The 14,878-nt window shown below is 54.0% G+C and carries 9 protein-coding genes; 3 read left to right on the top strand and 6 right to left on the bottom strand.

Annotated elements, in window-relative coordinates:
- Positions 1 to 420: hypothetical protein (locus VE954_RS14570; protein WP_324953959.1), on the bottom strand; the 420-nt coding region annotated here is incomplete at its 3' end.
- 511 nt (positions 421 to 931) lie between these two features.
- On the opposite strand from VE954_RS14570, the gene VE954_RS14565 reads away from it, so the two are divergent.
- Entirely contained in the window at positions 932 to 3,055 is a 2,124-nt protein-coding gene (locus VE954_RS14565; protein ID WP_324953957.1) for a S8 family serine peptidase, read from the top strand.
- A gap of 33 nt (positions 3,056 to 3,088) precedes the next feature.
- Here the strand turns inward: VE954_RS14565 and VE954_RS14560 are convergent, their stop codons facing one another.
- The 3 genes from VE954_RS14560 to VE954_RS14550 form a co-directional block, all read right to left on the bottom strand.
- Positions 3,089 to 5,584: a hypothetical protein gene (locus VE954_RS14560; protein ID WP_324953955.1), complete on the bottom strand. Its 2,496-nt coding sequence runs from the start codon at positions 5,582 to 5,584 to the stop codon at positions 3,089 to 3,091.
- Between the two features lie 3 nt (positions 5,585 to 5,587).
- Positions 5,588 to 6,721, bottom strand: coding sequence for a two-component system sensor histidine kinase NtrB (locus VE954_RS14555; RefSeq protein ID WP_324953953.1), 1,134 nt, complete (start codon positions 6,719 to 6,721; stop codon positions 5,588 to 5,590).
- A 156-nt stretch (positions 6,722 to 6,877) separates the two neighbouring features.
- On the bottom strand, positions 6,878 to 8,005 hold the full coding sequence (locus VE954_RS14550) for an alpha/beta hydrolase family protein (protein WP_324953951.1): 1,128 nt from the start codon (positions 8,003 to 8,005) through the stop codon (positions 6,878 to 6,880).
- A 291-nt stretch (positions 8,006 to 8,296) separates the two neighbouring features.
- Here VE954_RS14550 and VE954_RS14545 point away from each other — a divergent pair, with 291 nt between their 5' ends.
- Complete coding sequence (locus VE954_RS14545; RefSeq protein ID WP_324953949.1) at positions 8,297 to 11,737, top strand: ATP-binding protein; 3,441 nt, start codon at positions 8,297 to 8,299, stop codon at positions 11,735 to 11,737.
- Here the strand turns inward: VE954_RS14545 and VE954_RS14540 are convergent.
- Together VE954_RS14540 and VE954_RS14535 are read right to left on the bottom strand one after the other, a co-directional pair.
- Positions 11,703 to 13,517: a monovalent cation:proton antiporter-2 (CPA2) family protein gene (locus VE954_RS14540; RefSeq protein ID WP_324953947.1), complete on the bottom strand. Its 1,815-nt coding sequence runs from the start codon at positions 13,515 to 13,517 to the stop codon at positions 11,703 to 11,705. The genes VE954_RS14545 and VE954_RS14540 overlap by 35 nt on opposite strands.
- Positions 13,510 to 14,106: an NAD(P)H-dependent oxidoreductase gene (locus VE954_RS14535; protein ID WP_324953945.1), complete on the bottom strand. Its 597-nt coding sequence runs from the start codon at positions 14,104 to 14,106 to the stop codon at positions 13,510 to 13,512. The genes VE954_RS14540 and VE954_RS14535 overlap by 8 nt, the downstream gene beginning before the upstream one ends.
- Before the next feature lie 157 nt (positions 14,107 to 14,263).
- Between VE954_RS14535 and VE954_RS14530 the strand changes: the two genes are divergently transcribed.
- Entirely contained in the window at positions 14,264 to 14,818 is a 555-nt protein-coding gene (locus VE954_RS14530; protein ID WP_324953943.1) for an RNA polymerase sigma factor, read from the top strand.
- Positions 14,819 to 14,878 lie beyond the last annotated feature (60 nt).

The following is a 14,878-nucleotide window of genomic DNA, read 5'->3' as shown; positions in this document are numbered from 1 at the left end:
CTTTATGGCGATGACGGAAGGCTTGTTTTTATAAGCGTTGACGTCGCAAACAGTATCGAACTTGCCATTGCAGAGAAAGCCTGTGTCCAAGCGGCCAATAATGAGGCCTTTGTACTTGATTTGTTGACCGTCCACTGTCGGCGCATCGTGCCCCCAGGTCAGGACTTTTTTGCCTTCAGCGAGATAAAGCTTGTTTCCATCCAGCGCAAACGAAAGGGATGCGATGGAGCTTTCCACGAACAGCGAGTTGAGACTGCTGTCCTCACCTTTACTTTCAGTTTCACTACCGCAGCCGATTGATGAAGCGATGGCAAGGAACGCGAGTACCGTTACGAGTTTCATTCTATTCTCCTGCAAGTTGGTATCAATTGTTTTCCGTAGAGCAAGCTCCGGTCCAAAGATGCATTCGGCCATGGCCATCCCGCTGCCTCCCAGCTATGTCGCAGAAAGTTCCGGCAATATTTCCATCATCCCGTTTCCCCTGCCGTCGCCCGACAGAGAGGCTATGGCCTGCGGCAAACCATGGTGGTCTGTTGATTATGCAATAATTTCAAATAGTTAAACAAGGCCAGGGTCATTTTTTACGACAATTTCACTTTCGATTTTATGCAGTGCCGTTATTAACCCGTTTTGCACCTTAATAACCCCGCAAATAACGAGGATATGCTGAGGCTCTGCTGCCTAAAACCTCTCGCACCCTGACACAGGTTTGGTCACACTTGCCAGTTCACTCGACCATCCATGGATGGATCCTTCGTTATATTCCGGAGCTCGAGGCGGAGCTCAGAAAAGGGCGCCCGGCAGAAAACACGATTCATTCAACCCGATTGAGGCGGGTTTCCTTTTGACTGCCGACGCGCCACTACTTTTTCTGAATGGCTGATCCTCGCGAATTACTGTTTTCTGGTCTCAACCTGATTGGAGGCTCAACATGATCCTGCGCGTACTATCCGGAGTTCTAATCTTATTTTGGTATATCCCGTCTGCCTTGTTGATAGCAGGTCCGGTGAACAGTCCTGGTTCCTATCCTTATGCCAAGGCCTCATCACGAGGCGATCGACTGACTCTTGGCGACCTCAAAGGCCTTGTCTACTGGCGCGAGCAAGGCATCGAGCGCGCAGCTGCCGTCAACTGGCAGCAAAAAGGCCAACCCCAGCAGCGTTATTCGGGAGGCCTTGCTGAAGCCGCCTTTCATGTCCCTGGGAATCCAGTGGCTTTGGCCTGTGCGGGCCGGGAAACACACATCTTTTACCCCGACCGGGATGCCGCGTACCCCGCGGGACGTTGGGTTTCTGCGGATGCACTCGGCAGCCCTGAGCCCGGTGCGAGGCGTTGCGCGATGCAAAAAAGCGGAGACTTTGCTGAATTTTTTGCTGCGCGCTCTTTTGTGGTCGTCAACCGTCAGACGCGTTTGGCCGTGCCTGCAGATTTTCAAAACGCTGAACTGGTGGCTGCGGGCGAGGGTTTTGTTCTGCTGACAGCAGGCAGGGCTCTGAGTGTCTATTCCCGAAATGGCTCCTGGAGACTGTCAGACGCATGGACCCACGGCGTTTCCAATGTGAATGAAGAAACGCGTTGGGACGGCAACGATCGCTTGCTCCTCAAGACCGATCCCGACGGTAATGCACTGGCTGACTTGACCCTGACCGTGGATGGGCCTCGCACCCAAAGTATCCGCCGTCTTCCCGTCAGTCCCTGCGAATCGGGACAGGTTTGTGGCCTCTCGCTGGCATTGGATGATAGCTGGGTCCTGAGCGGCTATTGGGGGCATTACCTAGGTCGCGATCAGACTTTTATACGGCTTGCCATTCCTCTGTCGATCGGGGAAGGACCGGGAGCAGTGGCCATTGCCCATAACGCTGATGGAGGCCGATTTATTTATCTCGGTTGGGATGATGGGGATCAAGGGCAGCTTCCGTTCGTCCCCCGAACCTTGACGGACAGGACCCGACAGCGCGGACGCTATATGATCTGGACGCGTGCTGATGACCGAAAGGTGAATATGAGGGTGTGGAACGCACCTCTTCCCGACATAATCCCCAGCACATGGGTGGCCTGGGAGCCGGGATATGAGTGGACGCTTCCTCAGGACGAGGCCCTGCGAGCCGCGCATGACAATCGTTGGTGGCTGGATCGATTGGGCGCTGTGCCGGCGCGTGAACTTTTTGAGCGCAGAGGGGTACCTCTTCAAAGGGTGCATGCTGCGGTGATCGACAGTGGCGTTGATCCCACTCATCCATGGCTGCAGGCGCAATTGGCCCGTAAACCCCTCGAACAGCCGGACAATGGGCTCGATGACGACGGCAATGGTTTTGTCGATGATGCGTGGGGTTATGATTTTGTTGAAGAGGATGCCATGCCTCAAGATGATTTCGGCCACGGCTCGCATGTGGCGGGACTGATGATAGGGCAAAAGGCTGATGACATTCGCAACCCGGCTCCCAATTTGATTTTGACAGTCGTGCGGGCTTTGGATCGGTCGGGAAAGAGTAACAGCATTGATCTGGCGCGGGCCCTTCAATATGCGGCAGACAGTGGAGCAGAGATGATCAACTGCAGCTGGGGTGGGGGACCGGACACTCAGGCCCTGCGCGATGCTTTTGCGATGTTGCGTGAGAGAGGTATCATCGTTTTCTCGTCGGCCGGGAATGATCGGCTGGACACGGATAAGAATCCTGATGTTCCTAAAAAATATACAGGCGTGATCTCGGTGGCTGCCAGCGATCAGAACAATCAACTGGCCAGCTTCAGCAGCTACGGTCAGACTTCGGTGCGCTTTGTTGCGCCTGGGGATGCGATCGTCAGTTCTGTCCCTGGCGGCGATTGGGGTGAGAAATCCGGCACCAGCATGGCCTCGCCTCTTGCCGCGGCGGGATTTGCCTTGATATGGGGGGCGGCGCGCCAGCTTCATCCTGAGCTTGATAGAGCTGCACAGATTGAGCTTGTGAATCGCATTCTCTGCGAATCGGCTGACCGAAAAGGCGTGGAGTCGAGGTCGCAGTGCGGACGTTTACGGCTCCTGGAAGGAGCTCAAAAGCTGCTGGATCAGGGCTAGAGCGGCAGATTGCTGGCAATGTCGGCAGTAAGGTCACGAGGCTTTATGCAATGGATCATTGGATCCGGAAAAGCTGCGCCAGCGAAGGTCAATGGCAGCCTGAATGCTCGCCGGAAGATCCGGCTCCTGCAGGATGTTTTCAACCGCTTCCTTCCACTGGATCAGCACTGGACCTGAGACACTCATCTCGGTGCCGCGCTGCTGATCCATGGCAAGCTTACCATCCATGAAGGCCAGGAGAAGTTCCTGATCCGCCTCAACCTCGATCAACGTCCGGGCAAGGATTTCAAACACGCGGCTGACGTCATTGTCACGATTGAGTGGCAAACCCCTGGCCAGATGAAAGAAGGCCTCGACCGCTTTATGTAATATGATTTCATGGCTCCGCAAGGCTGGGGCACGACAGGCCGCAGCAATCGTTTGCAACAGCTGGCCCACGGCATCGCTATGCAGCGTTCGGGTCGGCAGACTGGCCAGCAGCAGCCAGGCTTCGCGGCAGCGTGGGTGTTCGGGTTCCAGGCAAATGCGCTGCAGCTCATGAAGCTGACGCAGCTCCAGCTTGCTGAGGTGCGCCTTATGCAATTCCTGACTGGGATAACCAATCTTTTGGACCAGCTCACGGGTCTCGCGTCGGAAATTTTGCCAATCATTTTTATGCATGCGGACATTGCGTTCGAGCAGGTCGGCACGGGCCACCATTTTGAGAAGGATATCCAATGCCAGATCCTTGGCCCGGAAACCCTGCCACTCGTGATTGGTCATGGCCTTCAGATGATTCTGTAGATCGATGTGGTCGGGATCACGACTCAAACTGACTTCAATCTCTTCGCAGACTCTCTGCGAATGAGGCGGTAAGGGCAGCGGTGCCAGGCGGCTGCGAATTTCATCCAAAGCATGATAGCGCTGCAACCTTGGGATCAGGTTTTCAAATTTAATCAGAAAAATGGCCGTTTCCATCGACTTGCCATGCACCTGCTCCAGCTGGATGGGCCAGCGTTCGATGGTGGATGCCAGAAACGGCGATTCTGTTTTCAACCGATCACGAGCTGACTCGCTGATCCAAATAAAATTGCCCAGCCACTGAGCCGAACTTAGCTGGGTCAGAACCCGCTGCCGTTCCCGAGGATTCAGATTTTCCAGACGCACGTCGAAGCTGGCCTCATCATCGCCGCTGCGCATGGACTGATCAATCCAGTTATAATCCAGATGAAAGAAACCCTGCAATCGACTGAAGAGCTGCTCAACCTTGTTTTCCGAAAGCAGACGCCCCAGTTCAGGATCCAGGAGGGGCAGGAGGCGCACCAATTGCTTGAGCCTCTTCTCCACCAGCGGCAGGCCATCCAGATAGAGTACCGTTAGAATCAATAGGGATTCGGTGCAACTCATAATGCTGTGCTCAGGATCCATGGACACCAGAATCTGGGAGCCTTGAGTCTGCGTACTGAGAATTTGTTCGGAGAAAATGCGTGACATGATCTGTTCGCACTGCATCTGCCGCGCGCGATAAAGCAGGGCAGGCAGATGCACGCGGCAATCTTCATGTGGATCATGATCGATCATAATGATAGCTGTCCGCAGGCCCAGCCAGGTTTCCTGAGCCGCCCGAGGCAGATGATGCTGCTTCAAAAATTGTTCGGCACGACCACCCGTCGATTGCCAGGGACTCCGAATATTGCGCGGTAGGAGCTGAGCTTGCTGCCAGTGCCGCAGCTGCTGCAGAAGAGCCGGAATCCAGGCCAGACTAATGCAGCCCCATACGATTTTGGACCCGAGCCAAGGGTCATTTAAATTGTCAGGAGCGTGTTGGCTCAAAAGCCATTGACTGAAAGCAGCTGCGAAGGCGCAAGCCAGCCAGTGACCGGCATAAAAGCGGAAACGATCCCGATGGCGTCGGAACGAGGATTTCAGGCGACGGCGGCTGCCCCGGACTCCTGCCTGGCGGGTGGTCAGACGTCGGATGCCAAGGATGAGCAGAGGCTGGAGCAGCAGACAGGCGTAAATGTTACGGACGCATTTCAGCGACGGTTCTTCAATCCCTTGAAACTGCAAAAGCCGCAGATCCCAGGTCACGAAGCCAAGATTCAAAAGGCCGATGATGAGAGCCAGGCTGGTGCGTTCCACATAGGAACTGCCCAGGAGTCGCGCCATATGCTCATTCAAAATCAACGCAAGTCCCAAGAGACAGATCGCATAAAGCGCGTAAGCCAGGCCTGCTGTGAGCGGCTGCTGCATTAAAATAAATTGGAGCCCAAACAGTAAAGCCACGTTCACGAAGATCGCCAGGTGTATCAGACCGAGCAGACTGCTGCGGGCTTCCCTTAGCACGATAAAGAGGCTGATAAAAAAGCCAGTAAACGCGCCAAATCCAGAGAGCCAAAGGAAGACTGGAAAGAGCAGCGGAAATGGATGCGTGTTGCCCGGCCGATACCCGATCAGCATAATACCGCTGCTCAAAACTGCTGCGCACACAAGGGCGGCATGAGTTGCAAAGCGTTCTGGCGAAATTTTGCTGCGCGGGAGATGGTCCACGTCTCACCCTACCCTTTTTTGAGCTTCCGGTCTGGGTACCAGGACCCGGAAACAGCTGCCATGGTTCAATCGACTTTCCACTTCAATCATGCCCTGCAAATCATGGATGATGCCATGACAGATGGAAAGACCCAGGCCGGTGCCTTGACCTTCCCCCTTGCTGGTAAAGAAGGGATCAAAGATTTTTTTGATGTGTTCGGATGGAATGCCAATTCCGGAATCCACCACTTCAGCGACCGACCATTGACCGCGTTCGTCATCGAGCAAATAGGTGCGAAGCTTCATGGTGCCGCCGTTGGGCATGGCTTGAATGCCGTTTTGAATCAGATTCAGGAAAACCTGGATGATCTTGTTACGGTTGCCGCGCGTGGTGGCACGATAAGGACCCCAGTCTTCGTTGATTTCAATGCGATCGGCTGCACCGCCGACAGTGGAAAAGCGTAGAGCGGATTCCAGCGCATCCTGCAGGTCCACGATGCCTTCGTTCTTTTTATCTTCGATCGCAGGCTGTTTGCGCGCAAAATCGAGCAGACTCTCCACGATGGTCTTGCAACGTTTGGCGGCGGATTCAATTTCCACCACATCCTGATAGTGCTCGCTTTCCTTATCCATGGTGCGCATCAGCATCTGGGCGAAGAGCAGGATACCGGCCAGCGGGTTATTGATTTCATGGGCAATACCACCCGCCAAGAGACCGATTGATGCCAGTTTTTCATGCTGAATCAGCTGATTTTGCAGCTGTTTGGCCAGGGTTCGATCGCGATAGATGTGCAGAGCCCCTTCGAGTTCACCAGAGTGACTGAAGATAGGTTGCGAGGTGACTTCGTAGATACGACCAGGATAGACTTGCTTCAGATCAAACGTGATCGGCTTGCGGGTATCCACACTCTCGATCAGCTGGCAGCCGGGACAAGGGGCACTGCGGCCGGCAAACATCTGATAGCATTTTTTCCCAATCACCTGCTTGATATCACGATTGGAAAGAGCTGACATGGCCCGGTTGGCCTGCAGGATGGTATATTCCTTGTCGATCAGCATAAGCGGATCCACAATGGCATCGACAGTCGCCATCCAGCGGCGCTTGAGCCCCTCCACAAACTCGAGGGTATCCGGAATTTTCTCTTCTTTCTTTGCCATGCTGCCATCCCCGCTGTGGATTCGAATCATCTGCGAAGGGTTTATCGGCGCATAGTCCCGGCCATGAAGGGGCAGAAAATGCCCAGTGCGGCTTTGGCAAAAAAAAGGCACCTCGGTGAGAACCGTGATGCCTTGTCCCTCCCAAAATCGTGCCGTTTACTGGAGAGTTTCCTTAAACTCAGTCACTTCCTTGTAACGGCTCTTCAGATTTTTAAACGAAGCGCTCCGATCCGCGCACTGCAGCACTTCCTCGGCGCCCGCGGCCACCGTGTAGTTCACAATGGTGGCAGCCAGGGCTGGACTCAGCTGACCGGCCGAGCAGCCATCCCAAAGGCCAGTGGCAAAACCAGCATTGGCAATTTTGTATTTTTGGGCGACAGCCACCATGTCTTCGCCATCCTCGTTTTTAAGCGCGCAAAGATCGGAGAAGGCCAGATGACCAGCATTACCGAGTCCGATCAAACGCTTGGGACTTGGCGAGGCATTGAAGGCACTTTGCTGGCGGCTATAGGCCACGACTTTATCATTCAGAGCGCCAAGGATCATGGAACCCTTCAGATCAGGCCCGTTTGAGGTGCCGCCGGCCGCCATAGGGACAACGAATTCCACGTCGGCCAGACCTGAAAGACTGGACACGGCGTTACCGCCTGCGCTGTGACCTATCAAACCAATGTGATTCAAAGCCACTTTTCCTTTCAGAAAACTGACTTCAGGAGCCTCATTGCGCAGAGCCTTCAGGATGCTTTGCAGATCTGTGCTGACCTTGGCACCGAATTTAAATTGCAGGAGATCGGCCAGATAAAGGCCCGGATGATCGGCTGCTAACACCACAAAACCACGGCTGGCAAGATGAGTCATGAGTGAAAGAGTCTGGGTACGAAAGCCGCCGGTGCCATGCGCAAAGAGCACAACAGGGTACGGACCATGTTCGGTATCGAGCGGCAGATCGGCGAAGCAATCGCAGACCTGAGGCGGCACTTTAGTCGCGGGAACTTTGGATTGTTCTTTAGCGGGAAGCCAGAGACGCATATCATAACTTTTAGGACCCGCAGCCAGCGATGCTGTGTCCTGCGCCGGGTACCAGACTTCCACCGTTAGACCTTGAATTTTAACAGTGCGCGCTCCGACTGACCATGCACCGGCTGTGCTTGTATCATCCGGGTTCGCACATAAAGCTGCACCACTGCAGCCGGACCTGACTTCACAATTCTCGCTGGCGTTCGCGCCCAATGCAGGATAGATCAGCATCCCCACCAGGGCGAGCATACGGGTGTTCAAACGCATACACGATCTCCCAAAAAACTATTTTGAATGTCTTGATTGAAACAGCGCGAGTAGACCACAGGCTTCCGCATGCGGTCAACTGAAAGACAAAGCGAAAGAAAGTCAGCAAAATTCGCTGGGGCAAGGGCTACATGATTTTCTGGTTTCGTTCGGATCGTCTGCTTAAGTTTTATTGAAGCTCATTTGTTTGACTGCGTAAAATACATGGATTTAATTAAAGCCCAAATCGCTTGGTAGGCAAGATGTTCAATGCTTTAAGCATTTGTTCCGAAAGCGATTAGGGAGGTTTTCATGCCCATAGGGTTGGTGGTCAGTCTTGTGCTTTGGCTTAGCGGGTGTCAGCTCATGACACTGCCGTCGCGCGAGCAACCGCCGTTGCGCCAAGGGCAAATGAACCTTCAGTCGTGGGATTTTAACCGTCAGGGAAATATCTCGGTCCAGGGTGAATGGCGCTTCCAGCATCATGCATTGTTGGATCCTGCGACTGTGGATGTTTCGAGCCTGGCCTCGATTGTCACGACGCCGGGTACACCCAATTCTGGTCTGCTCTATGATTCCCATCGATCGATCGGCTACGGAACCTTTGCGGCCCGTCTCCTTCTGCCGACGCACGAAACACCGCTGAGTCTAAGGTTGTGGATGGTGCAATCCGCCTACACCCTCTTCATCAAAAATAATAAGACAGGCCTGGTGCAAAAACTTATCGAGAGCGGTCGCGTCGGGAAAACGCGGAGCGAGGCGATAGGGAATGTCAGTGAGGAAATGATAGCTTTGCCTGCATCCCTGCTGGAAGGCGGGGATATTACGCTGATCATGCATGTGAGTGCTTATTATACGAGTGTTGCCATCCTGGGAGGACCGAGGCTAGGCACCAACACGCAGATTTTTCGCGAGGAAATCTTCAAGCAGATGGAACGGGCCGTGATCATGGGCGGCTTTTTCCTGGTCGCGCTCTATAGTCTGGCCCTTTATGTAGGACGCCGCCGCAGCCAGCTTGATCTCTGGTCATCGGTATTTGCAGCCACTCTTCTGCTTCGGTACTGCGCGACGGAAATGTTCCCTTACTGGTTTGTTCAGGGCGAAGCCTGGCTCGAACCTTTGTGCATTATCATCAATTACTGGTCCACGCAATTTGCCTTAGCCGTGGTCGCCATCATGTTCGCTACCATGCACCCAGGTCCATTCCTGAACCGTGTGCGTAACGTGTCCATCGCGCTGAATATCCTGGGTGTTCTGATGATCACGATCCTGGGATTCGACTGGGTTGTCCAATACACCCTCAACCTCTCGTTTATTACCCTCTTCTTGAATACAATCGTGCTCGTGGTCGCGATGATCTACCTTTTGAAAAAAACCAAGGATATGGACCTGGTTTTTCTGGGGATCCTGACTGTAGCCTTGGCTGGAGTGAATGACTATCTGGTGTTCTTTCAGGATGTGAATGGCATCTTTCTGGTGCAGTATGCGATCCTGTTCTTCGCCTTTGCGCAAAGTTTGACAACCGGTCGGCGTTTTGCCCGTACCTTTGAACGCAATGAAGAGCTGCTCCTGGAGATCAGCGAAAAGGAACGGGCCCGCACCGTCTTTTTTCACAACACCAGTCACGAACTGCGTACGCCCTTGAACGGCATCATCGGTTTTCTGCAGCTGCTTCGTGATGATCGGTATGGCCCGCAAACGCCGCAATCGCGGCAGCAGCTTTTAAAATGCATTCGTCTCGCCGAGTCTTTGAAAAACCAGGTGAACACCATCCTGGATCTTGCCAAGTCCAAAAAAGGCAATCTGACTCTGGACAACAGCATGATCTCGCTCGATGAGCTGTACGACGACGCCTGCCATCTGGCGGAAGGGCTGCTCCTGAAGCGAGCCGACTCGCGTTTTGAAGCCGAGCGAACCTGGAAAAAGGATAGCGATCACTTTGTAGGCGATCGGGAAAAGCTGGCGACCATCATGCGTAACCTTTTGGGCAATGCCTTTAAATTTGCGGATCCCCAGCGCAGCAACTATGTGAAGATGATGATGCACCGGGAATCGGATCACCTGATACTCACCATTGCGGATTCCGGGATCGGGATTCCCAAGGATCAGATGGATGTCATCTTCGAGGAATTTCATCAGATCGCCGATGATGCTCGCCGCACTTATGAAGGCAGTGGTCTTGGTTTAACCATGGTACGGGATATCGTACACCTGATGGGCGGAACCATCGACGTGCAGTCAGAACCAGGTCGGGGCTCAACCTTCACCGTCCAAATTCCCGAGCAAAGCCAAGTGAACGTTAAAACCAAGGTTCGACGGGAGAATTCAACCTTGATTCCGCCTCATGCTGCGGAAGCTTTGGACAAATCATCGACTGCAGCCGTAGCGATCAAACTGCAAAATGGATTGGATCGGCGTATCCTGGTGGTCGATGACAATGAGATCAACTGCGAAGTGATTCAGCATATGCTGGAAGATCGCGGTTATGAGGTGCTGGTGGCATATGGTGGCCAGGAAGCCTTGATGAAAATGCGCACCGAGCTGCCTGATCTGGTCCTGCTCGATATGATGATGCCGCAGGTGTCCGGCGAAGATGTGATGAAGGCCATGAAAGCGGACCCGTTGCTGCTGGATACGCCGGTGATTCTGATTACCGCGCGAGCCAGCGAGGATGATCGGCTCTATGGTCTTGGGCTGGGGGCGGATGATTATTTGGCCAAGCCGATTCATCAGGATGAGCTTCTGATGCGCGTGCACAATCTGCTCAGTCGACTCGAATTAAGCCGCCGGATGACTCAGCTGGAGGAACGCGATCGTCTGGCTCAGTTAGGCGAACTCCTGGGCGAACTCAGTCATGAGCTGAAAAATATCTTCCAGTTCTCGGAATTGAACCAGCGGATCGATCGCCACGTGCTGGCCGGATTGATTCAAAAACTTCCGGTTCAGGTTCCAGGTTGGGACCGGGCGGCTGAGATCCTGGCTGAGGCCGACCTGGGGGATGGACGGGAATCGAGTCTGGAAGGTTTGAGTTTCAGCAGTTTGAAACAGAGCGAAGATCCTGTCTTCCGATCGCTTCGCATGCGTCTGGCTCACTTGACTTTGCCGCAGACGGATAAACAGGCCATCTGGTTGAAGATCCAGCAGCTCTCGGATGAGGATCGACTCTATTGCGATCATCAGCTGACCCTGGTGCGATCCTTTGTTTTACTGCGCGACCAATCGAATTACGCGCGCGAACTGATCATGAATATTCTGGAATTCAGTCGCCAGCACGAAGGGGAACTCAGCTGCGAGCTGCCTCGAACTGTGGAAAGGGTCTTGAAACTCACAAGGCCGCGTCTGTCCCGACTGGGGATTCGGGTCGAGCTGTCGCTGCCGCCTGTGTTGGTTCAGATCCATGCCGGGGCTTTGATGCAGGTGCTCTTCAATCTGCTCAGCAACGCCTGTGATTTCCTGCAGGATCTGCCCTCGGGTGAGCGCTGGATCCAGATTGAGGCCGATGTGCGGCAGGACCAGCTTGTCCTTCGTTTTACCAACTCGGGCCCGCCCATTCCCGAGGCGATCGCCCTGTCCATTTTTAAACGCGGGTTTAGCAGCAAGGGCAGTCAGGGCTCAGGCCTTGGCTTGTCCATCGTCTGGCGTCTTCTGCAGCGTGTGCATGGACGCATTGAGTTGGACGCCGCAGCGCCGTCCCCGAGTTTTGTGATCACACTGAGGATCAGGCCCAGCCCTCCAGTTCATCCTCGGATTTGAGCTTCTCTTCATCCTGGACAAAGAGTTTCTCCAGCTGCTCACGAGCCTCACGGGTTTTGGAGATAAACTGTTTTTCATCCGCGCGATAGGGATAGAGTCTTTGCAACGCAGCCGCATCATAAAGTCGAAATTGGGTGGTGGTTCGCCAGGCCTGGTAGGGATGAACGCCCATAATTTCCAGGGCTTTGCAGCCAATCAGGAGCGCCGAGCCAAACGTTTCCCGTTCAAAGTGCTCAATGCCATGGTCCATGAGTTCAAAAGCATGAGTACGATCATAGGCCCGCACCAGGATTGGAATATTCGGATATTCCCGCCGCACCATCGCCGCGACACGCGTGACGGTTTCACGGTCATCCATGGCAATCACGAGCATTTTTGCTTCAGCAAGGCCCGCAGCTTCCAGAAGATTCAATTGCGAGGCGTCGCCATAGTAGGCCTTATAACCGAAGCGTCGCATATTATCGATGTGCTCGGGGCTATGGTCAATGATGGTCGTCGAGATATGGTTGACGTGCAGCAGGCGCGCCACGATCTGTCCCATACGTCCAAAGCCCGCAATGATAATGGAATGCTTTTCTTCAGGCATGGCATCCGGGGCTGGTTTTTTCGAACCTTCAATACAGGCTTTGGCTGCCCACCGATCATAGATGAGGAGGAGGAGGGGAGTCGTCAACATGGAAAGACTGATGACACCGTTCAAGAGATCCGCTCGCTCTGGCGTCAGCACTCCATCCTGAATGGCCTGGCTATACAGGACAAAAGCAAATTCACCACCCTGCGAGAGCAAAAGGCCGAGGAGAAGTTTATCGCGTGTTTTCACGCCAGATACCCAGGAGACGACGGTGATGACCAGAGTTTTCACCAGCACGAGTCCCACGACCAGGCCGGCGATAAGGAGCGGTTGATCGGCCAGGAGTTGCAGCTTGATGCTCATGCCGACGGCCAGGAAAAAGAGTCCGAGAAGGAGGCCTTTAAAAGGCTCAATATTGGCTTCCAGCTCGTGACGGTATTCGGATTCGGCCAGAATCACGCCGGCAAGAAAAGCGCCGAGCGCCATCGACAGACCAACCTTGACCATAACCCAGGAAATTCCCACCACGATGAGCAGGGAGAAGGCGATGGAGAGTTCATGAATGCGCGCCCCTGCAATCCAGCGAAAAACAGGACGGGTGAGGTAACGGCCGGCAATAATAATCCCAACGATGGACCCGACCGCGGTCAACGCATCGACAAAACTTAAGGATTCCCAAAGACTGCTGCCGTCGGTCGGTTTCAAGAGCGAGGCGAGCAGGAGCACGGGCACTACGGCAATATCCTGAAAGAGGAGAATACTGAAACCGTTTTGTCCAACGGGATGGTGCTGGAGACCCCGTTCACGCATGATCTGCATGGCTATCGCGGTCGATGACATCGCAATGCCCATACCGGCGATCCAGGCTTCCTTCCAGGTCCATTGTAGAAAATGAAAGGCGCCAGCCATCAGCACGATGGTCAAAAGAAGTTGAGCTGAGCCCAGCCCAAAGATGGAGCGGCGTAATTTCCAAAGGCGTTTGGGATTCAGTTCGAGGCCGATCAGAAAGAGCAGCAGCACCACTCCAAACTCGGCCAGGTGGAGAATCTTTTCCGGGTTTGTCACCCAGCCGAAAACCTCGGGACCCACCAGAACACCGGCAATCAGATAACCAATAACGGAACCAAGACCCAGGCGCGCGGTGACTGGAACGGCCAACAGCGCGACACCAAAGAGAATCACCATAAATAAGAGTGTGCTGTCAGTCATGCGAGAAACCCTCCGCAGCCGTGTTGAGTGGCACGAGCGCGGCCGACCCATTTTGTAAATAATCTTCCAGCAGCTGCCGATAGCGGTGGCCTTGATCCTGGACAAAGGCCTCGGCCAGGCGCGTGCCGCCCTGCACAAAAAAGGGCCAGTGGTAATTGAGTCCGCATAGATACGCAGTGGCTTCAAAGGGACGCAAAAATTCCGGCAGTGAAAAGCGATTGCCACCCTGTCTGTGATACGTGGACTCCAGAGCACCCAGGGAAAGCACCTGCAAAAAATCCTTGCCGCGCAGTGACGTTCCACCGGGACCATAGGCAAAGCCCGGTTGGAGGACTGTGTCCTGCCATTCCTTGAGCAAGGCCGGGCAACTGTACCAATAAAGCGGGTGCTGAAAGATAATCAGATCCGCCCGTAGAAGGGCCTCCTGCTCCAAGCCGACATCAATATAAAAGTGCGGATACTGACGATAAAGATCACGGATTTCGACGCCTTCCAGATCCTGGATGGCCTGGCGGAGAACCTTCTGCACATACGATTGAATCGGATTGGGATGCGCGTAGAGGATCAGGATATTCCGTTTGCTTGTCATGAGGATTGTGTTTCTCCTGTTGTCATCATCCAGCCATAAAGACCGGGGGTGTTCTCGAAACCATGGGTTTCTAGAACACTATTTCAATATAAGAGCATTGAACACTCGAACCCGACTAGTGCTCCCGCTAGCTTCTCCCCAGAAAGGGGAAACATTTATGGTCACGCCCATCAATGCATCAGCGGAGTTCACCGCAATCTATCGTGAGCTTCAACCCAAAATACTTCGTTACCTCAGAAAATTCGGTGTTAATGACAGCGACGTGGAAGATCTGATGCAGGACTGCTTTGTGTCCTATCTGATTTCCGGGCGCAAATTGAATGCTGACAGCGCGTCGGCTTTTTTGGTGACGACGGCTCGTCACCGCGCCATTGATCTCTGGCGCAAGCATAAGGTGGCAGCGTCCGATTCTATCGAAGACCATCAGGACCGTCTGCAGCAACCTGTGCAGGATGGGATACCCATGGCGCTCTATTTGGAACGCCTGGCCGCTCAGGTCGATGCCCTCAGTTCCCAGCATCGGAGCAGTCTCACGTTCAAAAAGTTTTACCGCGAAGGCAAAAGCCTGCAGGAGATCGCTGAGGAATTTGGTGAACCTTTGGGCACGGTTTCGGGGCGCGTGTTTCGTATGCGACGTCAGTACCGCGACAAATGGCGTCGCGAGCTGGAACAGTTCCAGGATCAGCTGGAACGGGCTGGATTTGGGACCTGAATGCGGGGGGTGGCTGCGACAATTGTCGGGCGCCCCGGAGTTAAGGTAAGGTTGAATCTC

This window comes from Oligoflexus sp. (genome assembly GCF_035638955.1).
Classification (GTDB): domain Bacteria; phylum Bdellovibrionota_B; class Oligoflexia; order Oligoflexales; family Oligoflexaceae; genus Oligoflexus.
The sequence above is the reverse complement of the archived record's forward strand: the minus strand, read 5'-3'. Positions and strand labels throughout refer to the sequence as shown.

Coding starts and splice junctions, on each gene's coding strand:
- VE954_RS14565 (WP_324953957.1), top strand. CDS start 932: ATGATCCTGCGCGTACTATCCGGAGTTCTAATCTTATTTTGGTATATC.
- VE954_RS14555 (WP_324953953.1), bottom strand. CDS start 6,721: ATGGCAAAGAAAGAAGAGAAAATTCCGGATACCCTCGAGTTTGTGGAG.
- VE954_RS14550 (WP_324953951.1), bottom strand. CDS start 8,005: ATGCGTTTGAACACCCGTATGCTCGCCCTGGTGGGGATGCTGATCTAT.
- VE954_RS14545 (WP_324953949.1), top strand. CDS start 8,297: ATGCCCATAGGGTTGGTGGTCAGTCTTGTGCTTTGGCTTAGCGGGTGT.
- VE954_RS14540 (WP_324953947.1), bottom strand. CDS start 13,517: ATGACTGACAGCACACTCTTATTTATGGTGATTCTCTTTGGTGTCGCG.
- VE954_RS14535 (WP_324953945.1), bottom strand. CDS start 14,106: ATGACAAGCAAACGGAATATCCTGATCCTCTACGCGCATCCCAATCCG.
- VE954_RS14530 (WP_324953943.1), top strand. CDS start 14,264: ATGGTCACGCCCATCAATGCATCAGCGGAGTTCACCGCAATCTATCGT.